15 protein-coding genes and 1 pseudogene are annotated in these 24,891 nt (G+C 73.4%); 5 read left to right on the top strand and 11 right to left on the bottom strand.

Going from position 1 to position 24,891, the window contains the following annotated elements:
• A partial coding sequence (locus tag AQJ11_RS22675; protein ID WP_159061682.1) for a maltotransferase domain-containing protein occupies window positions 1–629 on the bottom strand: 629 nt, incomplete at its 3' end.
• 329 nt (window positions 630–958) lie between these two features.
• Here AQJ11_RS22675 and AQJ11_RS22670 point away from each other — a divergent pair.
• Entirely contained in the window at window positions 959–3,577 is a 2,619-nt protein-coding gene (locus AQJ11_RS22670) for a glycosyltransferase family 1 protein (protein WP_059264181.1), read from the top strand.
• A 245-nt stretch (window positions 3,578–3,822) separates the two neighbouring features.
• Here the strand turns inward: AQJ11_RS22670 and AQJ11_RS22665 are convergent, their stop codons facing one another.
• The 5 genes from AQJ11_RS22665 to AQJ11_RS22645 form a co-directional block, all read right to left on the bottom strand.
• Window positions 3,823–4,344, bottom strand: coding sequence for a DUF1990 domain-containing protein (locus AQJ11_RS22665; RefSeq protein WP_058081945.1), 522 nt, complete (start codon window positions 4,342–4,344; stop codon window positions 3,823–3,825).
• Between the two features lie 71 nt (window positions 4,345–4,415).
• Window positions 4,416–6,056 (bottom strand): M4 family metallopeptidase, encoded by a 1,641-nt coding sequence (locus AQJ11_RS22660; RefSeq protein WP_014675086.1) that lies wholly within the window; start codon window positions 6,054–6,056, stop codon window positions 4,416–4,418.
• A gap of 251 nt (window positions 6,057–6,307) precedes the next feature.
• Window positions 6,308–8,362: a M4 family metallopeptidase gene (locus tag AQJ11_RS22655; RefSeq protein WP_059264180.1), complete on the bottom strand. Its 2,055-nt coding sequence runs from the start codon at window positions 8,360–8,362 to the stop codon at window positions 6,308–6,310.
• A 314-nt stretch (window positions 8,363–8,676) separates the two neighbouring features.
• Window positions 8,677–10,440 carry an ABC transporter ATP-binding protein gene (locus AQJ11_RS22650; RefSeq protein ID WP_059264179.1) on the bottom strand — a complete coding sequence of 588 codons (1,764 nt, stop codon included), beginning with the start codon at window positions 10,438–10,440 and terminating at the stop codon, window positions 8,677–8,679.
• The gene (locus tag AQJ11_RS22645; protein ID WP_059264178.1) at window positions 10,437–12,212 is read right to left on the bottom strand and encodes an ABC transporter transmembrane domain-containing protein; all 1,776 of its coding nucleotides are present in this window, start codon (window positions 12,210–12,212) and stop codon (window positions 10,437–10,439) included. Before AQJ11_RS22645 ends, AQJ11_RS22650 begins: the two co-directional genes overlap by 4 nt.
• Window positions 12,213–12,361: 149 nt before the next feature.
• On the opposite strand from AQJ11_RS22645, the gene AQJ11_RS22640 reads away from it, so the two are divergent.
• Entirely contained in the window at window positions 12,362–14,167 is a 1,806-nt protein-coding gene (locus tag AQJ11_RS22640; protein ID WP_059264177.1) for an ABC transporter ATP-binding protein, read from the top strand.
• Entirely contained in the window at window positions 14,164–16,047 is a 1,884-nt protein-coding gene (locus AQJ11_RS22635; protein WP_014675093.1) for an ABC transporter ATP-binding protein, read from the top strand. Before AQJ11_RS22640 ends, AQJ11_RS22635 begins: the two co-directional genes overlap by 4 nt.
• A 360-nt stretch (window positions 16,048–16,407) precedes the next feature.
• Here the strand turns inward: AQJ11_RS22635 and AQJ11_RS22630 are convergent, their stop codons facing one another.
• The 5 genes and pseudogenes from AQJ11_RS22630 to glgX all read right to left on the bottom strand — a co-directional run bounded on the left by AQJ11_RS22630 (window position 16,408) and on the right by glgX (window position 22,007).
• Entirely contained in the window at window positions 16,408–17,646 is a 1,239-nt protein-coding gene (locus AQJ11_RS22630) for a glycosyltransferase family protein (RefSeq protein ID WP_059264176.1), read from the bottom strand.
• 23 nt (window positions 17,647–17,669) lie between these two features.
• A pseudogene (locus tag AQJ11_RS22625) lies at window positions 17,670–18,509 on the bottom strand (dolichyl-phosphate beta-glucosyltransferase); the annotation flags it as partial.
• A 27-nt stretch (window positions 18,510–18,536) separates the two neighbouring features.
• Window positions 18,537–19,124, bottom strand: coding sequence for a hypothetical protein (locus tag AQJ11_RS22620; protein ID WP_059264175.1), 588 nt, complete (start codon window positions 19,122–19,124; stop codon window positions 18,537–18,539).
• A 10-nt stretch (window positions 19,125–19,134) separates the two neighbouring features.
• Window positions 19,135–19,641, bottom strand: coding sequence for a SigE family RNA polymerase sigma factor (locus tag AQJ11_RS22615; protein ID WP_014675097.1), 507 nt, complete (start codon window positions 19,639–19,641; stop codon window positions 19,135–19,137).
• A gap of 113 nt (window positions 19,642–19,754) precedes the next feature.
• Window positions 19,755–22,007 (bottom strand): glycogen debranching protein GlgX, encoded by a 2,253-nt coding sequence (gene glgX / locus AQJ11_RS22610; RefSeq protein ID WP_175252276.1) that lies wholly within the window; start codon window positions 22,005–22,007, stop codon window positions 19,755–19,757.
• A 227-nt stretch (window positions 22,008–22,234) separates the two neighbouring features.
• Here glgX and AQJ11_RS22605 point away from each other — a divergent pair, with 227 nt between their 5' ends.
• Together AQJ11_RS22605 and AQJ11_RS22600 are read left to right on the top strand one after the other, a co-directional pair.
• The gene (locus tag AQJ11_RS22605) at window positions 22,235–23,458 is read left to right on the top strand and encodes a L,D-transpeptidase (protein WP_086011578.1); all 1,224 of its coding nucleotides are present in this window, start codon (window positions 22,235–22,237) and stop codon (window positions 23,456–23,458) included.
• 157 nt (window positions 23,459–23,615) lie between these two features.
• On the top strand, window positions 23,616–24,851 hold the full coding sequence (locus AQJ11_RS22600) for a L,D-transpeptidase (protein WP_175252277.1): 1,236 nt from the start codon (window positions 23,616–23,618) through the stop codon (window positions 24,849–24,851).
• Window positions 24,852–24,891 lie beyond the last annotated feature (40 nt).

Here is a 24,891-nt window from a genome sequence, read left to right as displayed (position 1 = left end):
ACCGCCAGGCGCCAGGCCGCCGGTCGGTTCTCGTCCCGCAGGGCCGCCGCCGCGTCCAGGACGACCTGACGCCGGTCCTCCGGGACCCCGCCGGCCGCACGCTCGTACAACTGCGCGCCCTCGGCCAGGACCAGTTCGGTGTCGATGCCCGCCGGGATCTTGATCCGGGCGTGGTGCCGCCAGGTGGCGAGCGGGTCCGACCAGGCCTCCACCGTGTAGGTCCAGTGGCCGGGTTCGCCCGCGGTGACCGTGGCACCCCAGCGGTCGGTGCCCGGGGCGAGTTCCCGCATCGGCGTCCAGGGGCCGGGCCGGCCCGCCGGGTCCCGCAGCACCACGTTCGCCGCGACGGCGTCGTGGCCCTCCCGGAACACGGTGGCCGACACCTCGAAGGACTCCCCGGTCACGGCCTTGGCGGGCCGGCGACCGCGCTGGACCACGGGACGTACGTCGAGGACGGGGATACGGCCCACGGCGGTGGCCGCGTCCGGGGAGGACCGTTCCCCGGCGGTGGCGGCGGACGGACCGGCCGCGCCGGCCGGCGTCGCGCCCTTCCTGCCCGTCGCCTTCTTGCCTGGTGCCTTGGCCTTGCTGCTTGTCGGGGGTGCTGACGAGTGGTGCGTGGCGGGCATGACCGCTCCTGTCCGCTTCAACGAGGGTATGGCGGATGGATATGGGGAGGTGGGTCCTGCGGAGGTGCTGTGGTGCTGCTGTGGGGTGCGTACCGGAGGAGCCTTCCCACCCGGTTCGGGTGGGCAATCCGGCACTTTGTTAACTACTCACGCGTACGTCCACCCGCAAGACCGGCCCCTCTTTCCGAGTGCCCGGTGACCGGGTCTTGACGCCCCCGACACCCCCGACGGGTACGTCCCCACCGACCGCGCGGTAACCACTACCGTCGAAGACGACGACGAGACGTACAACGCCGTGCGTCTCATCCCGCGACGCGTCGAGGTGGCATGTGAAGGCGATCCGTCGGTTCACCGTCCGTCCCGTACTCCCCGACCCCCTGCGGCCCCTGAGCGACCTGGCGCGCAACCTGCGCTGGTCCTGGCACGCCGAAACGCGCGACCTGTTCCAGTCCGTCAGCCCCGAGGGCTGGGCCGGTGCCGGCGGCGACCCGGTGCGGCTGCTCGGCAGCGTGCGGCCGGCCAGGCTGGCCGAGCTGGCCGGGGACCGGCGGTTCCTGCGCCGCCTCACCGCCGCCGCCGACGACCTCGACGACTACCTCACCGGCGACCGCTGGTACCAGGAACAGGCCGACGGCCTGCCCGCCGCCGTCGCCTACTTCTCGCCCGAGTTCGGCATCACGGCCGCGCTCCCGCAGTACTCCGGCGGCCTCGGCATCCTCGCCGGCGACCATCTGAAGGCGGCCAGCGACCTCGGGGTGCCGCTGATCGGGGTGGGGCTGCTGTACCGGCACGGGTACTTCCGGCAGACCCTCTCCCGGGACGGCTGGCAGCAGGAGCACTACCCGGTGCTCGACCCGAACGAACTGCCGCTCACCCAGCTGAAGGAGGCCGACGGCACCCCGGCGCAGGTCTCCCTCGCGCTGCCCGGCGGCAAGGCGCTGCGCGCCCGGATCTGGCTCGCCCAGGTGGGCCGGGTGCCGCTGCTGCTGCTCGACTCGGACGTGGAGGAGAACGAGCTCGGCGAACGCGGGGTGACCGACCGGCTCTACGGCGGCGGCAGCGAGCACCGGCTGCTCCAGGAGATGCTGCTCGGCATAGGAGGTGTGCGGGCCGTACGGACGTACTGCCGGCTCACCGGGCACCCGGAGCCGGAGGTGTTCCACACCAACGAGGGGCACGCGGGCTTCCTCGGCCTGGAGCGGATCGCCGAACTGTGCGCCGACGGACTGGACTTCGACTCGGCGCTGGAGGCCGTGCGGGGCGGGACGGTGTTCACCACCCACACCCCCGTCCCGGCCGGCATCGACCGCTTCGACCGGGAGCTGGTGGGCCGGCACTTCGGCCCGGACGCCGAACTGCCCGGCATCGACGTGCAGCGCGTCCTGGCGCTGGGCATGGAGACCTACCCGGGCGGCGAGCCGAACCTGTTCAACATGGCCGTGATGGGGCTGCGGCTGGCCCAGCGGGCCAACGGGGTGTCGCTGCTGCACGGGCAGGTCAGCCGGAACATGTTCGCCGGGCTGTGGCCGGGATTCGACGCCGAGGAGGTGCCGATCACCTCCGTGACCAACGGGGTGCACGCGCCGACCTGGGTGGCGCCGGAGGTGCTGCGGCTCGGCGTCCGGCAGATCGGCGTCCAGCGGGCCGAGGACGCGCTGAGCGTCGGCCGCTCCGAGCGCTGGGACGCGGTCGCGGACATCCCGGACCAGGAGATCTTCGAGCTGCGCCGCACCCTGCGCGAGCAACTGGTGCTGGAGGTACGGGAGCGGCTGCGGGCGTCCTGGCGGCAACGCGGAGCGGGTGACGCCGAGTTGGGCTGGATCGACGGGGTGCTGGACCCGGACGTCCTGACGATCGGCTTCGCGCGCCGCGTCCCGTCGTACAAACGCCTGACGCTGATGCTCCGCGACCGCGACCGCCTGATGGAGCTGCTGCTGCACCCGGAGCGCCCGGTGCAGATCGTGGTCGCGGGCAAGGCGCACCCGGCGGACGACGGCGGCAAACGCCTGGTGCAGGAGCTGGTCCGCTTCGCCGACGACCCGCGGGTCCGCCACCGGATCGTCTTCCTCCCCGACTACGGCATGGCGATGGCGCAGAAGCTCTACCCCGGCTGCGACATCTGGCTGAACAACCCGCTGCGCCCCCTGGAGGCCTGCGGCACCTCCGGCATGAAGGCGGCGCTGAACGGCTGCCTCAACCTCTCCGTCCTGGACGGCTGGTGGGACGAGTGGTTCCAGCCGGACTTCGGCTGGGCCATCCCGACCGCGGACGGCTCCGGCACCGACCCCGACCGGCGGGACGACATCGAGGCCGCCGCTCTGTACGACCTGCTGGAGCAGCGGATCACGCCCCGCTTCTACGAGCGCGGGCGCGCCGGTCTGCCCGACCGCTGGATCGAGATGGTCCGCCAGACCCTGTCCCTGCTCGGCCCGAAGGTGCTGGCCGGCCGCATGGTCCGGGAGTACGTCGACCGGCTCTACGCCCCCGCCGCGCGGGCGCACCGCGCACTGACCCCGGACACGGCCCGGGACCTCGCCGAGTGGAAGGCACGGGTGCGGGCCGCCTGGCCGGGGGTGAGCGTCGACCACGTCGAGACGACGGCGACGACGGCCACGGCGGAACTGGGCGGCACGGTGGGCCTGCGGGTGCGGGTGGGCCTCGGCGAACTGGGCCCGGACGACGTGGAGGTGCAGGCGGTGTCCGGGCGGGTGGACGCGGAGGACCGCATCACGGACGCCACGGTGGTCCCCCTGAAGCCGGCCGGCCCGCCCGACCTGGAGGGCCGCCTCCTCTACGAGGGCCCCCTCTCCCTGGACCGCACCGGCCCCTACGGCTACACGGTCCGCATCCTCCCCACCCACCCCCTGCTGTCCTCCGCCGCGGAACTCGGCCTGGTGACGTTGCCGTCGGAGGAGGTGGTGGAGGGGGCGGGGATGGTGTTGCGGTGACCTGAGCGCCGGGGCAGGCGGAGCCGGCTAGCGCGCGCCGAACGGATCGATCACGAGCGATTCCTGGACGCTGAGCAGCCGGCATTCGCCGGTCACACTGTGCACGGAAATCTGGTTTTCGCCGTCGATCCGGCATCGCCCCCGTGATCGTTCACGGCGGGATCATCACATCGCCACGTTCTGGATCGCAACGCGGAGCGGGGGTTCGGGCGGCAGGACGACCGGATCTCGACCGTCGTGAACGGTCATGCCTCGGGCAGTCCCCCGCTCAGCCTCCGCAGCACCGCCCCGCAGCGTCGGGCGTACGCGTGTTGCAGTCCGCGGGTCGCCGGGCCGCCCGCGCGGGCGTACCACTTGGCGGCCTTGCTGAAGGCCGCCACCGTCAGCCAGACCGTGCCGTCGCCGGTGCGGTCGACCACGAAGGCCTCCTCGCCGCACTCGGGGTGGCCTTCGAGGGTGCCGTAGGCCCAGCCGGCCCGGCGGTGTTCCTCGGCCGTCCATATGATGCGGCAGGGGGCCTTGATGACGCCTGCCAGGGTGACGGTGACGTCGGTTCCGGGGGCGGCGCGGTCGGCGCCGGCGTCTATGCCGACGCCCAGCGCGCGGTGCATCTCCCAGGTCAGGACCGCCTCGGCGGCTCGCTGGAACACCTCCTGGCCCTCGCCGAGGCGGGTGCGGACCAGCAGGGGGTGGAAGCCGGGCGGGCAGAAGGTGAGATCGTCGCGGGTCGCGCCGACCGGCTCGTAGGTGAAGGTCGCCGAGGACATGGGTCACAAGGGTAGGGCGGCACCCGGGAGAACCGCTTCCCGGGTGCCGCCCCCTCACGAGCCGGCGCGGACTAGCTGACGTTGACCGCCGTCCAGGCCGCCGCGACCGCGTTGTACTCGGCGCTGCCGGAGCCGTACAGCGCGGACGCCGCGTTCAGGGTCGCCGTGCGGGCGGCCTTGTAGTTGGTCGTCGACGTCATGTACGTGGTCAGTGCCTTGTACCAGATCTGGAGCGCCTTGGCGCGGCCGATGCCGGTGACCGCGGCGCCGTTGTAGGTCGGCGAGTTGTAGGCCACGCCGTTGATCGTCTTCGAACCGCTGCCCTCGGACAGCAGGTAGAAGAAGTGGTTCGCGACGCCGGACGAGTAGTGCACGTCCTTGCTGCCGACGGACGAGGACCAGTAGTCGGCCGAGGCGCCGTCCTTGCTGGGCTTGTCCATGTAGCGCAGCGGGGTGCCGTCGCCGTTGATGTCGATCTTCTCGCCGATGAGGTAGTCACCGGGGTCGGACGCGTTGTTCGCGTAGAACTCCACGCCGGTGCCGAAGATGTCGGAGGTGGCCTCGTTCAGGCCGCCGGACTCACCCGAGTAGTTCAGGCCGGCGGTGTTGGAGGTGACGCCGTGGCTCATTTCGTGGCCCGCCACGTCCAGCGAGGTCAGCGGGTCGACGTTGCCGGAGCCGTCGCCGTAGGTCATGCAGAAGCAGCTGTCGTCCCAGAACGCGTTCACGTAGGCGTTGCCGTAGTGCACGCGGGAGTAGGCGCCGACACCGTTGTTCTTGATGCCGTTGCGGCCGAAGGTGCTCTTGTAGAAGTCCCAGGTCTCGGCCGCGCCGTAGGCGGCGTCGGCGGCCGCGGTCTGGTCGGAGGAGGAGCTGGAGGCGGTACCGGTGCCGAAGACGTTGGTGGAGCTGGCCACCAGGGTGCCCGTGCCGGACGTCTTGCGGGCCAGGTTGTAGGTCTTGTGGTTGCCCCGCGCGCTGTCGGTGAGCTGGTAGGTCGAGCCCGACTGGACGGAGTTGAGCGTGACCGTGCCGGAGTACAGCGTCTTGCCGGTCGCGGTCTCGACGCCCTGGTACTCGAAGAGCTTCTTGCCGGTGGCCGCGTCGGTGATGACGTGCAGCTGGTTCGGGGTGCCGTCGTCCTGGAGGCCGCCGACGACGGTCTCGTAGGCGAGGACGGGCTTGCCGGAGCCGGCCCAGATCACCTTGCGGGCGCCGTCCGCGGTGGTCTTGGCGGAGCCCAGCGTCTTGGCGGCGGACACCGCCTGCTTCTCGGCCTTGGCGGCGGTGATCTGCGGCTTGAGCGAGGCCACCTTGATGGCCGACTTGGCCGCCTTGGTGACGCCCTGGGTCTTGCCGGACTTGTCCGTGTGGACGATCAGGTCGCCGCCGAGCACCGGCAGGCCCGCGTAGGTGCGCTCGTAGCGGGTGTGGACGGTGCCGTCGACGTCCTTGACGACGTCCTTGACGACCAGCTTCTCCTGGGCGCCGAGGCCTATCTGCCGGGCGGTGCCGGCCGCGTCGGCCTGGGCCTGCTGGATCAGGGTGGTGCGCGCAGCGGCGGACAGCGCGGTCGGCGCGGCGGCGAGCGGCTTGGCCGCGGGCTGGGCGGTGGCACTGGTGGTGACACCGGTGGCGAGCAGGGCTCCGGCGGCGACGGCGGTGGCGATGGCCAGAGTGGTGCGCTTGTGACGCGCGTAGAGGGGGCTCACAGAAGCTCCTTCTCGTGGGGGAGTCCGGGCAGTGTGGGGTTACTGGCCGGAGTGTGTGGCGTTGTGAAGTTGCTGTGCTGCTGCGGCGGGTGGAGAGAGAGTGACATCAAGGACGCGTACATGTCAGGCCCCTGACGTGATGTTGGCCGAAAATCAACTGTCCGGGAAACATTGCAGGCAGATGAACCGGGTGCCGTCCGAGGGCCTCGGCCCCCGGACGGCCCCGTGGCGCCGGGCCCGTGGCGTGCGGTTTACGGGAAGGTCAGCTTCCAGCCGTTGAGTGTTCCGGTGTCGTAGGTGGCCTGATCCTGCACCCGCAACTTCCACGTGCCGTTGGCCGATTCGGCCGAGGCGTTGACCGTGTAGGTCTCGTTCACGTCGTCCGCCGAGTCCGAGGAGCTGAAGTTCTTCAGCCGGTAGGCGGTGCCCGACGGGCCGACGAGGTCGATCACCAGGTCGCCGCGCCAGGTGTGGGTGATGTCCACGCTCACCTGGAGGTTGCCCGGCGCGTTCCCGCTGCGGCCGGAGACGGTGATGTCCGACGTGACGGCGGCGCCGTTGTCCGGCACCGGCACCGGCGTGGTGCTCTCGTACGACGTACCGCCGCCGCCCCCGCCACCGGAGCGCGAGCCGACCCCGACGCCCGCCCAGGCGTCCTGCACCGCCTTGTACTCGGCGCTGGTGGTGCCGTACAGCTCGCCGGCCGCCGCGAGCGTGCCGGTGCGGGCGCCCGCGTAGTTGGTCGTGGACGTCCACTTGGTGGTCAGCGCCCGGTACCAGATCTGGAGTGCCTTGTCGCGGCCGATGCCGGTGACCGGAAGCCCATCCGACGTCGGCGAGTTGTAGCTGACGCCGTTGATCACCTTGGCGCCGCTGCCCTCGCTGAGCAGGTAGAAGAAGTGGTTCGCGGGGCCGGAGGAGTAGTGCACGTCGACGCCGCCGATGCCCGAGTACCAGCTGTCCTTGGACGCGCCGTCCTTGCTGGGCTTGTCCATGTAGCGCAGCGGGGTGCCGTTGCCGTTGATGTCGATCTTCTCGCCGATGAGGTAGTCGCCGGGGTCGGACGCGTTGTTGGCGTAGAACTCCACGCCCGTGCCGAAGATGTCCGAAGTGGCCTCGTTCAGGCCGCCGGACTCCCCGCTGTAGTTGAGGTTCGCGGTGTTGGAGGTGACGCCGTGGCTCATCTCGTGGCCGGCGACGTCGATCGCGGTCAGCGGCTTGGCGTTGCCGGAGCCGTCGCCGTAGGTCATGCAGAAGCAGCTGTCGTCCCAGAACGCGTTCACGTAGGCGTTGCCGTAGTGCACGCGGGAGTAGGCGCCGACACCGTTGTTCTTGATGCCGTTGCGGCCGAAGGTGCTCTTGTAGAAGTCCCAGGTCTCGGCCGCGCCGTAGTGGGCGTCCGCGCCCGCGGTGGCCGCGTTCGACGTGGTCCCGTTGCCCCAGGTGTCGCTGGTCTGCGAGAACAGGGTGCCGGTGCCGGAGGTGCCCCGGTTCAGGTTGTACGTCTTGTGGCCCCCGCGCGCCCCGTCGGTGAGCGTGTACGCCGAGCCCGACTGGGTCGTGGTCAGCGTGACCTGCCCGCTGTACTGGGTGTTGCCGACGCCGTTCCGGACGCCCTGGTACTCGAAGAGCTTCTTGCCGGTGGCCGCGTCCGTGACGACGTGCAGCTGGTTCGGGGTGCCGTCGTCCTGGAGGCCGCCGACGACCGTCTCGTACGCCAGCACGGGCTTGCCGCTCGCCGCCCAGATCACCTTGCGGACGCTGTCCGCGGCCGAGTCGGTCCCGCCGAGCGCCTTCGCCCGCTGGACGGCCTGCTTCTCGGCGGCGGCCTTCGACACGGCCGGGGTGAGTCCGGCGACCTTCAGCGTGGCGCCGGTGGCCCGGATCACGTCCATGGTCTTGCCCGACCTGGCGGTGGTCACCACGAGGTCCCCGCCGAGCACTGGCAGACCCCCGTACGTGCGCTCGTAACGGGTGTGCAGCGTGCCGTCGGCGTCCTTGACGACGTCCTTGACGACGAGCTTCTCCCGGGCGCCCAGGCCGATCTGCCGGGCGGCGGCGGCCGTGCCGGCGTCGGCGTGGCGTATCAGCTCGGCGCGCTGCGCGGGTGTGAGCCCGACCGCCGCGTGGGCCGGGCCGGCCTGGCCGGCCCGCGGTGTGGCCGGGGCGGCGGTGGCCGCGCCGGACTGGACGGCGGCGGCGATCAGGGCGGCGACACCGGCCAGGGCGACGGTGGCGGTGCGGCGGTGCGGGATGTGGCGGTGCGGGGTGTGGGAGGTGCGTCCGCGAGAGGGATTGCTTCTCACACTGACTCCTTCTGCGTGACCGCGGGTCGCGCGGCCGGGGAGACCGGACGGTGGGTTGGGGCGTCCGGGCAGAACAAGGCGTTACGCGAAAGCCACGTGCAGGTGCGGAGCCGCTCACACAGAAGTGCGGAAACTGTGGGGTTGCTGTGAGTCGGCCAGGGAAGAGTGGCAGGCGATCTCACCACTTGTCAGGACCGCGTCACCAACTTGGCCGGAAATGGTTCGTTGACCGGATGTTCAGGTTCGGTATGCGGACTGTTGGGTGGCCGGACCACCGCTCGGGGCGGCGGACCACCGGGCGGGGCGGCGGCGGATCACCGCCCGGGTGCCCGCCCGTGCCACGTCCGCCACAGCGCCGCGTACGCACCGCCCGCCGCCACCAGCTCCTCGTGCGTGCCCAGTTCGGTCACCCGGCCGTCCTCCATCACCGCCACCCGGTCCGCGTCGTGCGCCGTGTGCAGGCGGTGCGCGATGGCGATGACCGTACGGCCCTCAAGCACCGCGGCGAGGGCGCGCTCGGTGTGCCGGGCGGTGGCCGGATCCAGCAGGGCCGTCGCCTCGTCGAGGATCAGCGTGTGCGGGTCGGCCAGGACCACGCGCGCGAGGGCCAGTTGCTGGGCCTGCGAACCGTCCGTCGGCCGGCCGCCCTCGCCCAGCCGGGTGTCGAGCCCGTCCGGCAGCGCCCGCACCCAGTCCTCGGCGCCCACGGCCGCGAGCGCCGACCACAAGGCGGCGTCGTCGGCGGCGGGTTCGGCGATGCGGAGGTTGTCCCGCACGGTCCCCAGGAAGACGTGGTGCTCCTGGGTGACCAGCACCACCTGCCGGCGCAGCAGCTCCGGTGCCAGCCCGGCCACCGGCACCCCGCCCACCGTCACCGTGCCGGAACCGGGCCGGTCGACGCCCGCGAGCAGCCGGCTCAAGGTCGTCTTCCCGGCGCCGGACGGCCCCACCACGGCGAGCCGCTCCCCGGGCCGTACCGTCAGGTCCACCCCGCCCAGCACCTCACCGCCGCGCTCGTACGCGTACCGCACCCCGCGCACCTCGATCCGGTCGTCCGCCGGCACCGCGGACGCGCCCTCGCCCCCGTCCCGGGGCGCCTGCGCCAGCCCCTCCACGCGCGCGAACGAGGCCCCGCTGCTCTGTAGTTGCTCCACCCGCATCAGGATCTGGTCCAGCGGCTCGGTGAACTGCCGCAGGTACAGCGCCGCCGCCACCACCGCTCCTACCCCGACCGACCCCCGGGCGTGCAGCCAGCCGCCGAGCAGCAGCACTCCGACCACCGGGACGGTGTACGTCACCTCGACCGCCGGGAAGAACACCGACCGCAGGCGCAGGGTGTACAGCCGGGTGCGCCGGGACGCCTCCAGCGCGTCCCGGCTCGCCGCGGTCCGTCGCTCCCGCAGCCCGAACGCCTCCACGGTCCGCGCGCCGGCCGCCGTCGCCGCGACGATCTCCGCGACCCGCGAGGTCGCCGCCCCCTCGGCGAGATAGCCGTCCCGGGCACGCCGCAGGTACCAGCGCAGCGCCAGCCGGATCGGGGTGAGACCGAGCAGGCCGAACGCCCCCAGCAGGGGGTCGAGCGTGAACACCGCGCCCAGCACGAAGACCGCCTGGACGCCGTCGACCAGCAGCTCGGGGCCGACGTCCCGCAGGGTCGTGCCGACGGTCGCCACGTCCGCGGTGCCCCGCGCGGTCAGATCGCCGGTGCCGGCCCGCTCGACCACGGACGCGGGCAGCGCCAGCACCCGCTCGACGTACTCCTCGCGGACCCGGGCCAGCGTGCGCTCCCCGAACCGGTGCCCGACGTAGCGCGCCCAGCGGGCCAGCAGGGTCTGCGCCAGCGCGCACACCACGATCCAGGACGCCAGCCGGTCCACCGCGCCGGCCCCGTGCCCGGCCCGCACCTCGTCGACGATCCGGCCCACCAGCCAGGGCCCCGCCAGGCCCGCCGCGGCGGCCAGCGCGTTCAGCCCCAGTGCCCCGGCGAACGCCCACCGGTCGGCCGACACCAGCCGCACCGTGGCCCGCCGCACGGCCGCCCGGCCGGCGACGGGCAGCAGGGCCTCATCGGAGGTCATGCGCGGGGCTCCGGCGCGGGCGGGGCCGCCGCGCCTGCCGTGGTCGCGGGGGCCGCCGGGTCCGGCGCGTCCCCCGTCTCCCCGCCGTCCCGTGCGACCAGCGCCCGGTACGCCGGTTCCCGCGCCAGCAGGCACGGGTGCGGCCCGGTCGCCGCGACCTTGCCGTCGGCCAGGAACACGACCGTGTCCGCCCGGGCCAGGACCAGCGGGGACGTCGTCGTCACCAGCGTGGTGCGGCCCTCCCGTGCCGCCCGGAGCCGGTCGGCGACCGTCGCCTCCGTGTGGGCGTCCAGGGCCGAGGTCGGTTCCACGGCGAGCAGCACCTCGGGGTCGGCCAGCAGCGCCCGGGCGAGGCGCACGCGTTGCCGCTGTCCGCCGGAGAGGCTGCGCCCCTGCCCGGCCACCGCCGAGTCCAGGCCGTCCGGCAGGCCCCGGACCACGTCCTCGGCCGCCGCCGCGTACACCGCCCGGCGCAGCGCCGCCCCGTCGGCCGGGTGCGCGGCGGCCAGCACCTCCCGCAGCGGCCCGGCGAACAGGTCCGCCTCGTTGTCCGCGACCAGCACGCGCCGTCGTACGTCCGCCAGCGGGACCGCGTCGAGCCGTACCCCGCCCCAGGTGGCGTCGGTGGGCCCGTACCGGCCGAGCCGGTCGACCACGGCGGCGGCCTCGGCGGGCCGGGCGGCGGCAAGCGCGGTCAGCCGGCCCGGCACCACCCGCACCCCGGACGCCGGGTCGTGCAGCTCGGCCGGTCCGGCGGGCGCCGGCAGGGTGCCGGTGTCCGGTTCCGGTTCCAGCCGCAGCAGCCGTACCGCCCGGCGCGCGGCGACCACGCCCCGGTTGAGGTCGTAGGCCATCCGCACCAAGAACGCGACCGGTCCGACGAGCACCGCCACATAGCCGTAGACCGAGACCAACTCGCCCACCGACAGGGAGCCCCGCGCGGTGAGCCGGGCCGCCAGCCAGGTCACCACGGCGAGGAACAGGGTCGGCAGCCCCACTCCGAGCGCCTGCACCCAGCTGGCCACCGCGCCCACCCGGTACCCCTGCGCCCGCAACCGCCGCGAGTCGTCCCGGAACGCGTCCGCGACCAGCCCCTTGCCGCCCAGCCCGTTGAGGACGCGCAGCCCGCCCGCGAGGTCGCCGATGCGCGCGGTGAGCACCCCCTGGAGCTCGCGGTACCCGCTCTCCGCCCGCTGAAGCCGCAGCGCGGGCGGCCCGGTGAGCAGCCCGATCACCGGCACCCCGAGCAGCACCACCGCGGCCAGCGGCGCGGAGATCGCCAGCAGCAGCCCGGCCACCACCCCGTAGACCACGAGCGAGCCGACCCCCGGCCCCACCACGGTCAGCGCCGACGCCAGGGTCTGCACGTCCCCGACCCCGATGGTGACGACCTCACCGGCCCCGGCCCGGCGCGGCAGCGCGGCCCCCAGCCGCACCACATGCCCCACCACCACTTTGACCGTGCGGAAGTTGGCGTCCATCCGGACCCGCGTCATCACCCGGTGCCGCAGGATGCTCACCCAGGCGTTCAGCGCCCCGACGACGAACATCGCCCCGGCCCACCCGGCGAGCACCCCCAGCCGCCCCGGCAGCAGCCCGTCGTCCACGGCCCGCGCCATCAGGTACGGCTGTGCGGCCAGCAGCACCATCCAGGTACTGCCCAGCAGCGCCCCGGCCACCGAACGCCCCGGCTGGCACCGCACCAGCCACCACAGGAACCACCAGCCGCCACGGGTGTCGGGCGTGCCCGGATCCTCGTACGCGTCGATCATCCGTCCCCCGATCCGCGCGCCCCGCCCCCGGCGCGCCCGGCCATTTTCCCCGAGGCGCCCCGTCCGGCGGAACCCACGGCCACGGCCCGGCCGGGGTCGGGCCGAAACTCGGTGGGCGTTGTCAGCGGCGGTCCGTACGCTCGCGGTTGATGCCCACGACACGTGAAACCACCGACCGCTCCGCCGTACGCACCCTGCTCAGGCTGTGGCCGTACGTCCGTCCCGTGCGCGCCCGGCTGTTCACCGCCGCGTTCGTCGCGGTCGTCGCCTCCTGCACGGGGCTGGTGATCCCGCTCGTCCTGAAGTGGATGGTCGACGGGCCGGTCGCCGACCGCGATCCGGCGGGCGTATGGCGCGGCGCGCTGTACCTGCTCCTGCTCGGCATCGCCGAAGCGGTCCTGTTCGGCATACGGCGCTGGCTCGTGGCCCGGCCGCTGTCGCACGTGGAGGCGGAGATGCGCGCCGGCCTGTACCGGCGGCTGCAACGGCTGCCGGTGGCCTTCCACGACCGCTGGGCGTCCGGCCAGCTGCTCTCGCGCGCCACCACCGACCTGATGCTGCTGCGCATGTTCCTCGCCTTCCCGCTGACGTTCCTCCTCGTCAACGGCGTCACCATCCTCGTCGGCCTGGTCATCATGCTGCTCCAGGACTGGGTGCTGGGACTGGTCATCCTCGGCCCCGCCGTGCCCGTGATGTGGACGTGCGTGGTCTTCGAACGGCGGTACGCGCGAGTGGCGCGGCGCGCCCAGGACCAGATCGGCGACCTGACGACGGTGGTCGAGGAGAGCGTGCTCGGCATCCGCGTCATCAAGGGCTTCGGCCGCCACCGCAGCCAGGCGCGCGCCTTCCGCGAACTCTCCGGCCGGCTCCGGGGGACGGAGCTGCGCAAGGCGCGGCTGCTGGCCACGATCTGGGCCGTCATCGTGACGCTGCCGGAGGTGGCGATCGGGGCGGCGCTGGTGCTGGGGGTGCTGCGGGTGGCCGACGGGGAGCTGTCCGCCGGGACGTTGGTGGCCTTCCTGAGCACGGCGCTCGCCCTGCGCTGGCCCGTGGACTCGATCGGGTTCCTGCTGGCGATGAGTCAGGAGGCGGCGACCGCCACGGAGCGGTACTTCGAGGTGATGGACGAGCTGCCGGAGGACCAACTGGATGGGGACGGGGGCGGGGGCGGGGGCCCTCGTCCGCAGGCGCGGGACGCCGCGCCCGCCGCGCCGGGACTCCGGTTCGAGAACGTGTCGTTCCGCTACCCCGACGCGCCCCCCGGCTCCCCGCCCCTGCTCACCGCCGTCGACCTGCACATCCGCCCCGGTGAGTCCATGGCCCTCGTCGGGGCCACCGGCAGCGGGAAGACCACCCTCACCGCGCTCGTCCCACGGCTGCACGAGGTGACCTCCGGGCGGATCACGCTCAACGGCGTCGACATCACCGCCATGTCCCGCGAGGAACTGCGCGGCAGAGTCGCCGTGGCCTTCGAGGAGCCCACGCTGTTCTCCGCCAGCGTCGGGGAGAACGTGCTCATGGGCGCCCCGGACGCCGCGGGGAAGCCCGAACTCGACCGGGCCCTCGCCATCGCCCAGGCCGACTTCGCGCACGCGCTGCCGCAGGGCACCGACACCCGCGTCGGCGAGCAGGGCCTCAGCCTGTCCGGCGGCCAGCGGCAGCGCCTCGCGCTGGCCCGCGCGGTGGTCGGCCGGCCCGAGTTCCTGGTGCTGGACGACCCGCTGTCCGCCCTGGACGTGCACACGGAGGCCGCCGTGGAGGCCGCGCTGCGCCAGGTGCTCGCCGACACCACCGCGCTGATCGTGGCCCACCGCCCGTCCACCGTGCTGCTCGCCGACCGCGTCGCCCTGCTCTCGGGCGGCCGGATCGCCGCCGTCGGCACCCACCAGGAACTGCTGCGCGAGAACGCCGAGTACGCCCATCTGATGTCCGGGGAACAGGAGGAATCCCGTTGACCACCACGACCCCCTCCACCCCCGCCGTCAGCGACGACGACAGCGACGGACCGGCCCGCCCCCAGGACGCGGGCGGCCCGGGCGGCCCGGGCGACCAGTTCGACCGGGACGTCCTGCCCAGTCCGCCCGGCGCCACCGCCGCCCTGCTGCGCTCGCTGCTCGCGCCCATGAAGGCCCGGGTCGCGCTCACCACGCTCCTGCTGCTGCTCCAGCAGGCGGCGGTGCAGGCGGGCCCGCTGCTGGTGGCGTACGCCATCGACACCGCCGTACCCGCGTTCCGGGACGACCGGAACGGACCGCTGTTCGCGGTCGCCGCCGGCTATCTGCTGTGCGCCCTCGCCTCCGGTGCGCTCCAGTTCGCGTTCATCGAGACCTCCGCCCGGGTCAGCCAGGACGTGCTGCTGGACCTGCGCGGGCGGATCTTCCGGCACGCGCAGGCGCTGAGCGTCGACTTCCACGAGCGGTACACCTCGGGCCGGCTCATCTCCCGCTCCACCACGGACGTCGAGTCGCTGCGCGAACTCCTCGACGAGGGGCTCCAGGAGCTGGTGACCGTCATCCTGTCCTTCGTCTACATCTCGGCGACGCTGCTCTGGCTCGACCCCGGCCTCGGCGCGGTGGCGGTGGCGTCCTTCCTGCCGCTGTACCTGCTCGTCCGGCTCTACCGCGGGCGGGCGGCGCGGGTGTACGGGGCGCGGTCCACGGCCATCGCGGCGGTGATCGTGAAGTTCGTGGAGACGATGAACGGCATCCGGCCGGTGCGGGCCTTCCGCCGCGAGGCCGCGAACGACGCCGAGTTCGCCGTGCTGAACGCGCGGCACGAACGCACGAACGGCGACTCCCTGCTGGAGATGGCCCGCTATGTGGTCGGCTCCCGGCTGGTGGCCAACACCGCGGTCGCCGGGATCGTGCTCTGGGGTGCCCACCGGGTGGCGGCCGACTCGCTGGAGCTGGGCGTGCTGGCGGCGGCCGTGCTGTACCTGCGCCGGCTGTACGACCCCATCGACCGGCTCGGCATGTTCCTGAACTCCTACCAGTCGGCCGCCGCCTCCCTGGAGAAGATCGCCGGGCTGCTGGCGCAGACGCCGTCCGTGCCGGAGCCGGAGCACCCGCGCGAACTGCCGCCGCTGAAGACCGAGTTCCCGGGGCGCGAGGTCGTCTTCGACGGGGTCCGGTTCGGCTACCGCACCGGCGGCGAGGTGCTGCCCCGCTTCGACCTGACCCTGCCCGCCGGGCAGACGGTCGCGGTCGTCGGCTCCACCGGCGCGGGCAAGTCCACCCTGGCCAAGCTGCTCGCCCGGTTCTACGACCCCTCCGCCGGGCGCGTGCTGCTGGACGGCGTGGACCTGCGCGAGCTGCCGATGCCCGAACTGCGGCGCGGGGTGGTCATGGTGACGCAGGAGGCGTTCCTGTTCTCCGGCACGGTCGCCGACAACATCGCCCTCGGCCGGCCCGAGGCCACCCGGGAGGAGATCGAGCGGGCCGCGAAGGCGATCGGCGCGCACGAGTTCATCAGCGCCCTGCCCGACGGCTACGACACCGACGTCCGCAAGCGCGGCGGCCGGATCTCCGCCGGGCAGCGCCAACTGGTCGCCTTCGCCCGCGCGTTGCTCGCCGACCCGGCCGTGCTGATCCTGGACGAGGCGACCAGTTCGCTGGACATCCCGGGGGAGCGGGCGGTGCAGCGGGCGATGGCGACGGTGCTGCGGGGCCGTACCGCCGTGGTGATCGCGCACCGGCTCTCCACGGTGGAGATCGCGGACCGGGTGCTGGTGATGGAGCACGGCCGGATCGTCGAGGACGGCCATCCGGACGAACTCATCGCCGGCACGGGCCGGTTCGCCGACCTCCACCAGGCATGGCGGGACAGCCTGGCCTGACCCGCGCGGCGTCCGGGCGCCCGCCGAAACCCGGTTGCCCTCGCCGGTACGCCGCTGACAGGGTCCCGGCCATGCCCGCCTCCTCGGCGTACGACGGGACCCGGCTCGCCTGCCACGCGGCTGGGGACCTGTCAGGACGTGGAGGACGAGCGGAGGAACCCGGAGATCGTCGCCGCCTCCGCCCCGGCGGCCACCCGCGCCGCGCTCGCCCGGTTCGCGCGGCCCGTCCTCCTCCTGGCCGGCGAGGTCGGCCCGCAGGCCCCTTTCGGCACCACGGCCGAGTGCGCGGGCCCCTTCGTTCCCGGAACCGGCTACCGCCGCGTCGTCACAGCCTCGGCCCTCGCCGGCCGGCGGACGGGATCACGGCACTCCCAGTTCGAAGAGCGCGTACCCGGCGTACGAGCCGGACGCCAGGGCCGCGATGCCCAGCAGCGTGCACTGCACGGGCAGGCTCAGCCGCCGCATGGCCACCGCGAGCGGCAGGAACAGCGGGAAGCAGGGCAGCAGGTAGCGGGAGATGTTGGCGACGATCTGCTGGCTGCCGAGCACCAGGACCAGGGTGAGGACGGTGTACACGACCAGCACCGCCGGCGGGCGCAGCCGCAGCAGCAGCGGCAGCAGCGCGCAGGCGAGCAGGATGACGCCGACGGAGATGACGTCCGCGAAGGGGGAGGCGAAGAGGTAGTCGAACCTGCCCACGGGCACGGACGTCAGGACGTCCAGGGTCTGTTCGCCGTAGTCGAAGCTGTGCGCCCAGGCGCCCGACTGGAGCTCGAAGTAGCCGCCCAGGTCGCCCATGCGGTCGCCGACCCAGAGCAGATAGCCGAGCAGTCCCAGCGGGGCGAGGGCCGTGGCCAGCAGCGGGCGCAGCGCGCCGTCCTCCCGGCGGCGCAGGGACAGCAGCGCGGCCACGCCGAGCGCGGCGATCAGCGCGGCGGCCGTGGGCCGGTTGAGACCGGCCGTGAAGGCGAGCACGCCGGCGGTGAGCCAGCGGCGGGTGAGGACGGCGTGGCAGGCCCAGGCGGCCAGGGCCACGTAGAGGGAGTCGGAGTAGACCGCCCACTCCACGCCCGAGCCCGGCCACACCGCCCACAGCCCGGCCGCCGCGAGTCCGGCCCGCCGGCCGCCGAACCGCTCGGCGACGGCGTGGATGCCGAGGGCGGCGGCGAAGGACGCGACGACGGAGACCAGCAGCCCGGCGCCGTAGGAGCCGAGGCCGGTGACGGCCGAGGTCAGCCGCATCAGGGCGGGATAGAGCGGGAAGAACGCCGCCGAGTTGCCCTCCAGCGTGATCAGGCCGGTGGCGCCCGGGACCGGGACGAGCTTCGGGTCGTAGCCGTGCAGGGCGATCTGCTGGTACCACCAGCCGTCCCAGGTGGCCAGCACGTCCCAGGCGTGGGCGCCGCCGCCGAACCGCGGGTGCTTGGTGCGGTAGTCCCCGGTGGAGGACAGCAGGTACATGAACGAGCAGAAACCGGCCAGCTTCAGCGTGCCGAACAGGGCGAGGACCGGTCCGTGGCGGCGGACGGCGGCCCGTGGCCGGGAGACGGGCGCGGTCCCGGGGGCCGGGGCGCGGATGCCGGACAGGGTCGCGGTCACCGGACCACCGGCTTCGGCCGGCGGCGGCTCAAGGTGCGCCGCATCCGTACGATCCCGCGCAGGTCGGCCAGGGCGGTGGCGAGGATGTCGACGCTGCTGTCCGGGTCGTCCACCCAGTCCACCGGCACTTCGTGGATCCTGAGGCCGGCCCGCTCGGCGAGCACCAGCAACTCGGTGTCGAAGAACCACTCCCCGTCCCGCACCAGCGGCAGCAGCCGCTCGGCGGTCTCCCGCCGGACCGCCTTGAACCCGCACTGCGCGTCGGAGAAGCCGACGGCGAGCGTGCAGCGCAGCAGGGCGTTGTAGCAGCGGGATATGACCTCTCGCTTCGTCCCGCGCACCACCCGGGCGCCGGGCGCCAGCCGGGTGCCGATGGCCAGGTCGGAGTGGCCGGAGATCAGCGGGGCCACCAGCGGCAGCAGCGCGGTGAGCCCGGTGGACAGGTCCACGTCGACGTACGCCAGCACGGGGGCCCGGGAACCGGACCAGGCGGCCCGCAGCGCCCGGCCCCGGCCCTTCTCGGGCAGCCGCAGCGAGACCACCTCCGGGAGTTCGCCGGCGAGCCGGGCGGCGATGACCGGGGTCCGGTCGGTGCTCGCGTTGTCGGCGATGGTGATCCGGAACGGGTAGGGGAAGCCGTCCCGCAGATGCGTGCGCAGCCGCCGGACGCTGGGCTCCAGGTCCTTCTCCTCGTTGAACACCGGCACGGTCACGTCCAGGACGGGGCCCTCCTGGGGCGTCGGCACGGGGGTGCGCCGGGGTGCGGCGGCCGGTGACCCACTCGGTCGGGCGGGTCGGCTCGGTCGGATGTATGTCACGTAAGTACCTGTTTGTTCCGGTGGGCAGGGCGCGCGGAAGGGCATGCGCGTGCGGGAGGGGTAGGGGCGCGGCTAGTCGCTCGGGCCGACCGACGGCGAGGGATCGTAGGACGGCCCGGCCGGCCCGCTCGCCGTCGCGGTGGCCGTCGGCGTGGTGCTGTCCTCCCCGGAGGTGGCCGTGGCCGTCGGCGGCGGGTACGTGGCGGTCGTCGAACCCTCCGGGGCGGTGGGCGGGGCGGAGGTGGTCGCGGTGTCGCCCGGTGACGGCACGTCCGTCGGCGTCGACGTCGTCGTGGACGGCGGCGGACCCGGCGTCCCGGACGGCGACTGCGACGGCGAGGTGCTCGGCGTGGGCGCCGGGCTCAGCGCGGGCCGGGGGCGCGGGGCGGTGGGCCGGTCGGCGGTGTGGCCGTGCGGCCACAGGAACAGGCCCAGGCCGAGCCCGGCCACCGCCAGGACGGAACCGGCGGCCCGGCGCGCGGCGCGCACCCGGCGCCGGGTGCGCACGCCCGCGCGCAGCGCCTCCCGGTGCCGTGCCTCGAACGGCACCGGCTGCTCGGCCCGCTGCATGAGCCGCGTGAGCTCCCGCTCGAAGCGATCCGTGCCGTCCGGCGGAGCCGTGCGGTCTTCCCTGTGGTCCGTGCGGTCCCTGCGCTCCATGGGTTCTCCCTCACCCCACCGGCTCGATGACGTCGGCCAGCAGCCCGCGGAGCCGGGCCACGCCGCGCGCGGCATGGGACCGGGCCGTGCCCACCGGGCAGCCCAGGGCCTCCGCGACCTGCCGGTCGGGCAGGTCCTGGTAGTAGCGCAGCACCACGGCGGCCCGCTGCCGCGGCGTCAGCTGGGCGAGCGCCGCCTCCAGGCGGGACCGCTCGGCCACGGTCGCCGACATGTCGCCGGACGCCGCCACCTCGGGCAGCTCCTCCACGGGCCGTTCGCCCCACCAGCGCCGCCGCGCCGACCGGGCCGCGGCCCGCGCCAGCACCTTGCGCACATAGGCCTCCGGCGCCTCGTCGGCGACCTTCGGCCAGACGAACCACAGCTTGACCAAGGACTCCTGCAACAGGTCCTCGGCGCGGTGCCGGTCCCCGCCGGTGAGCAGACGGGCGAGATGGAACAACACCGACCAGCGGGCCGCCACGAACGCGTCGTACTCACCGGCCCTGGTCTGCTCCATCCCACGGTCCCCGTCCTCGCCGGCTCGTCCTCCACCAGGGGAAAGGCACTGGACCCCCGCCGGCGCTGCACTCGGCGAGCGTGATCCGCGTCACGCACGGCTCTCCCGCGGGTTCAGACCACCCTCAGCAGCAGCACCGCCCGCGCCGGGACCGTGATCTCCGCCCCCGCCCGGTGGACCGTGCCCGGCGCCCGCTCCTGCTCCTCCAGCGAGGTGTCCACGACCACCTCGTACCGCTGCGCCCACGGCGGGCCGGGCAGCACGAAGCCGGTCGGCCCCTCGCCCGCGTGCAGCACGGCGAGGAAGCTGTCGTCCACCACCGGCGCGCCCCGCTCGTCGCGGCCCGGGATGTCCCGGCCGGACAGGTACATGCCGAGCGTGGCGGCGGGCGCGTACCAGTCGCCCTCGGTCATCTCCGCGCCCCGCGCGGTGAACCAGGCCAGGTCGCGCAGCCCGTCCGCGGTCTGGGCGCGGCCGGAGAAGAAGGCCCGCCGGCGCAGGACCGGATGCCGGTGGCGCAGCGCGATCAGCCGCGAGGTCAGGTCGAACAGCGCCCGCCAGCCGGGCTGCTCCAGCAGCGACCAGTCGAGCCAGCCGATCTCGTTGTCCTGGCAGTAGGCGTTGTTGTTGCCGCGCTGGGTGCGGCCCAGTTCGTCGCCGGCGACCAGCATCGGCACACCGGTGGACAGCAGCAGGGTCGTCAGCAGGTTCCGCAGCTGCCTGCGGCGCAGGGCCCGGACGCCCTCGTCGTCGGTCTCGCCCTCGGCGCCGCAGTTCCAGGAGCGGTTGTCGTCCGTGCCGTCCCGGTTGTCCTCGCCGTTGGCCTCGTTGTGCTTGCTCTCGTACGACACCAGGTCGCGCAGGGTGAAGCCGTCGTGCGCGGTGACGAAGTTGACGGAGGCGTAGGGGCGCCGGCCGCCCCAGGCGTACAGGTCGCTGGAGCCGGAGAGGCGGTAGCCCATCTCGCGCACGTCGGGCAGGGCGTGCCGCCAGAAGTCCCGGACCGCGTTGCGGTAGCGGTCGTTCCACTCGGTCCACAGGGGCGGGAACGCGCCCACCTGGTAGCCGCCGGAGCCGATGTCCCACGGCTCGGCGATCAGCTTCACCCGGCGCAGCACCGGGTCCTGGGCGATGACCGCCAGGAACGGGGAGAGCATGTCGACGTCGTGCATCGAGCGGGCCAGCGCCGCCGCGAGGTCGAAGCGGAAGCCGTCCACGCCCATCTCGGTCACCCAGTAGCGCAGCGAGTCGGTGATCAGGCGCAGCACCTGCGGCCGTACGACGTGCAGGGTGTTGCCGCAGCCGGTGTAGTCGGCGTAGCGGCGGGCGTCGTCCTGGAGCCGGTAGTAGCCGCGGTTGTCGATGCCCTTCAGGGACAGCGTGGGGCCCAGCTCGCCCGCCTCCGCGGTGTGGTTGTAGACCACGTCCAGGATGACCTCGATGCCGGCCGCGTGCAGTGCGCGCACCATCCGCTTGAACTCGCCGACCTGCTGGCCGGTCGTGCCGGAGGCCGCGTAGGCCGCGTGCGGGGCGAAGTAGCCGATGGAGTTGTAGCCCCAGTAGTTCCGCAGGCCCCGGCGCAGCAGGTGGTCCTCGTGCGCGAACTGGTGCACCGGCAGCAGCTCGACGGCCGTGACGCCCAGCCTGACGAGGTGGTCGATCGCGGCCGGGTGCGCCAGCCCCGCGTAGGTGCCGCGCAGTTCCTCGGGGACGCCGGGGTGCAGCCGGGTGAAGCCCCGCACGTGCAGCTCGTAGATCACCGAGTCGGCCCACGGCGTCTTGGGGCGCCGGTCGTCGGACCAGTCGTCGTCATCGTGGACGACGACCCCCTTGGGGACGTACGGCGCCGAGTCCCGTTCGTCGCGCACCGTGTCGGCGACCGACTGGTCCGGCCAGTCCCGCACGTGCCCGTACACCTGCGGTGACAGCCCGGACGAGGCGAACTCCCCGTCCACCGCGCGCGCGTACGGGTCCAGCAACAGCTTCGCCGGGTTCCAGCGGGCGCCGGTCCACGGGTCCCAGCGGCCGTCCACCCGGTAGCCGTAGCGCTGACCCGGCATCACACCGGGCACGAAGCCGTGCCAGATCTCGTGCGTCAGCTCGGTCAGCGGGAGCTGCGTCTCCCGGCCGCCCTCGTCGAAGAGACACACCCGGACGGCCTCCGCACCGGCCGCCCACAGCGCGAAGTTGGTGCCCGCGACCCCGTCCGGGCCGGTCCGGAACCGGGCGCCCAGCGGGGTCGGCGTCCCCGGCCACACCGCCGGGACAGGCGGCACGGCCCGCCGGGCGCCGTTCACCGCCGCCGGTTGCCCGCTCCCCGCGGCCGGCCCCCCGGCCGGTGCCCGCTGCTCGGCTGCGCTCGTCACTGTCGCCCCTCTTCCCAGTGGCTCGCCCGAGGGGCGCGACCGGCCGCGCCGGGTGGCCGGGGCGCCCTCGGCACCCCGGCCACCCGGTCCGGCCGCGCCCCGACGGCTCCGACGCGGGCCTGGGGTCCCCTGCGGGGGACCCTCAACGTGTCGTCCTTCCCTCTGTTCTGCCCAGCGCGTGGCTCGCACTCACGTTTCCCCGGGGCGGGCCGGTCGTTGGGTCTCGCGTGAGGCACGTAACTGGACGCGCACGGCGCGCGGGGGCCGCGCTGGCCGCCGTACTGACATGGGCGGGGCTGCTCGCGGGCTGCTCCATGGACGGCTCGGGCCCCCTGGGCATGGGCGGGACGCTGGGCAGGTCCCCGGCCCCCGAGGACGTCATCCGGGTGACCCCCGACGACGGCAGCAAGGCCGTCCGTCCGGGCGACCGGCTACAGGTGCGGGTGCCCGGCGGGCGCCTGGAGAAGGTGACCGTGGTCAAGTCGCAGGACGCGCAGGAGACGCCGGTCCCGGGGCGCATCAGCGAGGACGGGCTGACCTGGCGCCCCGACGAGGACCAGTTGGCGCTGGCCGCCCGGTACACCGTCGACGCGGTGGCGCTGGACTCCCACGGCCGCCGCTCGGCCCGGCACACCACCTTCACCACCTACGTCCCCGACCAGCGGTTCATCGCCTACGTCAGCCCCGAGAACCGCGCCACCGTCGGCACCGGCATGATCGTCTCGCTCTCCTTCAGCCAGGAGATCACCGACCGCGCCGCCGTCCAGCGCGCCGTCCGGGTCAGCGCACGGCCCCCGGTCGAGATCCGCCCGCACTGGTTCGGCAAGGGCCGCCTGGACTTCCGCCCGGAGCGCTACTGGAAGCCCGGCACCGAGGTGACCGTCGACCTGGACCTGCGGGACGTCGAGGGCGCCCGCGGGATCTACGGCCTCCAGGACAAGACGTTCTCCTTCACCGTCGGCCGCAGCCAGACCTCCCTGGTCGACGTGGCCCAGCACACCATGGACGTCCGGCGCGACGGACACCTCCTCGCCACCGTCCCCATCACCGCGGGCGCCCCCAAGCACCCGACGTACAACGGGAAGATGGTGGTGATGGACATGCTGGAGGTCACCCGCATGAACAGCCAGACGGTCGGCCTCGGCGCCGAGTACGACATCCCCGACGTCCCGCACGCCATGAAGCTCACCGACTCCGGCACCTTCCTGCACGGCAACTACTGGGCGCCGGACGCCCCCGGCCAGGTCAACGTCAGCCACGGCTGCGTCGGCCTCATGGACGTCAAGGGCGGCAGTTCGGACACCCCGGCGGGCTGGTTCTTCGACCGCAGCCTCGTCGGGGACGTCATCGAAGTGGTCAACAGCAAGGACAAGACCGTCGCTCCGGACAACGGCCTCGGCGGGTGGAACATGGGCTGGAAGGCATGGAAAGCGGGCAGCGCGGTGAAGTAACCAGGTGAGGGGGCGGGACGCGCGCACGGGTGCCGGGCGGAAGTTGCGACGGAACGGTGACATTCGCCTGACACCCAGCTCAAATCCTGGCAGTTAATATGCGCGCACAATGTGGTGGGGAGCGGGCCTGACCAGGTCCGCTGGAGGGGAGAACAACGTGAACACGCGGCCTGTGGCGGGGGCGTCGGCTCGGGGGCGGCGAGGCCGTGGGGGACTGGCACTCATAGCCGGTGCCCTGGTGCTGTCGCTCGCCGCGTGCGGCGGGGGCGGCGACTCGGGCTCCGGTTCCGGGGACGGTAAGGGCAAGGGCGCCGGCAGCCAGAAGGGCGAGCAGTCCACGGCCGCGGTCAGCATCGCGCCCAAGTCCGGTGCCACCGGCGTCGACACCAGCGGGGCGCTCAAGGTCAGCGTCGCCCGGGGCAAGCTGACCGAGGTCACCGTCAAGGACGCCAAGGGCGCGAAGGTCGAGGGCGCGATATCCGGCGGCGGCGCCTCCTGGACGCCGTCGACCCACCTGGCCGCCGGCACCAAGTACTCGGTGCACGCGGTCGCCAAGGACTCCGAGGGCCGCGAGGCCGCCGAGGACTCCACCTTCACCACGCTGACCCCGAAGAACACCTTCGTCGGCTACTTCACCCCCGAGGACGGCTCCACGGTCGGCGTCGGGATGCCGTTCTCCATACGCTTCACCCGCGGCATCACCAGCCCGGACGCGGTCGAGAAGGCCATCCGCATCAAGACCGAGCCGGCCGTCGACGTCGAGGGCCACTGGTTCGGCAACGACCGCCTCGACTTCCGCCCCGAGAAGTACTGGAAGGAAGGCACCAAGGTCACCGTCGACCTCGACCTGGACGGCGTCGAGGGCCGCGACGGCGTCTACGGCAAGCAGCGCAAGACCGTGAAGTTCACCATCGGCCGCAACCAGGTCTCCGTCGTGGACGCCAAGAAGCACACGATGAAGGTCACCCAGGACGGCAAGGTCGTCAGGACCGTCCCGGTCACCACCGGCAAGCCCGGCTACGACACCTGGAACGGCCAGATGGTCATGAGCGAGAAGCTCACCGTCACCCGCATGAACGGCGAGACCGTCGGCTACGGCGGCGAGTACGACATCAAGGACGTCCCGCACGCCATCCGGCTCACCAACTCCGGCACCTTCATCCACGGCAACTACTGGGCGCCGGACGCCCCCGGCCACTACAACGCCAGCCACGGCTGCGTCGGCCTGCGCGACGTGCGCGGCGGCTACGACGGCTCCGTCCCGGGCGCCTGGTTCTTCAACCACTCGATGATCGGTGACGTGGTCGTCGTCAAGAACTCCCACGACGCCACGGTCGCCCCCGACAACGGCCTCAACGGCTGGAACATGTCGTGGGCCGACTGGAAGAAGTGAGCCCCGTCTGACGTAAGGGCCCGGTGCTGTGACCTACGGC

Source organism: Streptomyces corchorusii, assembly GCF_001514055.1.
Taxonomy (GTDB): domain Bacteria; phylum Actinomycetota; class Actinomycetes; order Streptomycetales; family Streptomycetaceae; genus Streptomyces; species Streptomyces olivaceoviridis.
Note: the sequence above shows the minus strand (reverse complement) of the source record. Positions and strands in the feature narration are given on the sequence as shown.

Excerpts from the sequence above, each read along its gene's own strand:
- AQJ11_RS22665 (WP_058081945.1), bottom strand. The coding sequence starts at position 4,344 with ATGTCCTCGGCGACCTTCACCTACGAGCCGGTCGGCGCGACCCGCGAC.
- AQJ11_RS22650 (WP_059264179.1), bottom strand. The coding sequence starts at position 10,440 with ATGACCTCCGATGAGGCCCTGCTGCCCGTCGCCGGCCGGGCGGCCGTG.
- AQJ11_RS22645 (WP_059264178.1), bottom strand. The coding sequence starts at position 12,212 with ATGATCGACGCGTACGAGGATCCGGGCACGCCCGACACCCGTGGCGGC.
- AQJ11_RS22640 (WP_059264177.1), top strand. The coding sequence starts at position 12,362 with ATGCCCACGACACGTGAAACCACCGACCGCTCCGCCGTACGCACCCTG.
- AQJ11_RS22620 (WP_059264175.1), bottom strand. The coding sequence starts at position 19,124 with ATGGAGCGCAGGGACCGCACGGACCACAGGGAAGACCGCACGGCTCCG.
- AQJ11_RS22615 (WP_014675097.1), bottom strand. The coding sequence starts at position 19,641 with ATGGAGCAGACCAGGGCCGGTGAGTACGACGCGTTCGTGGCGGCCCGC.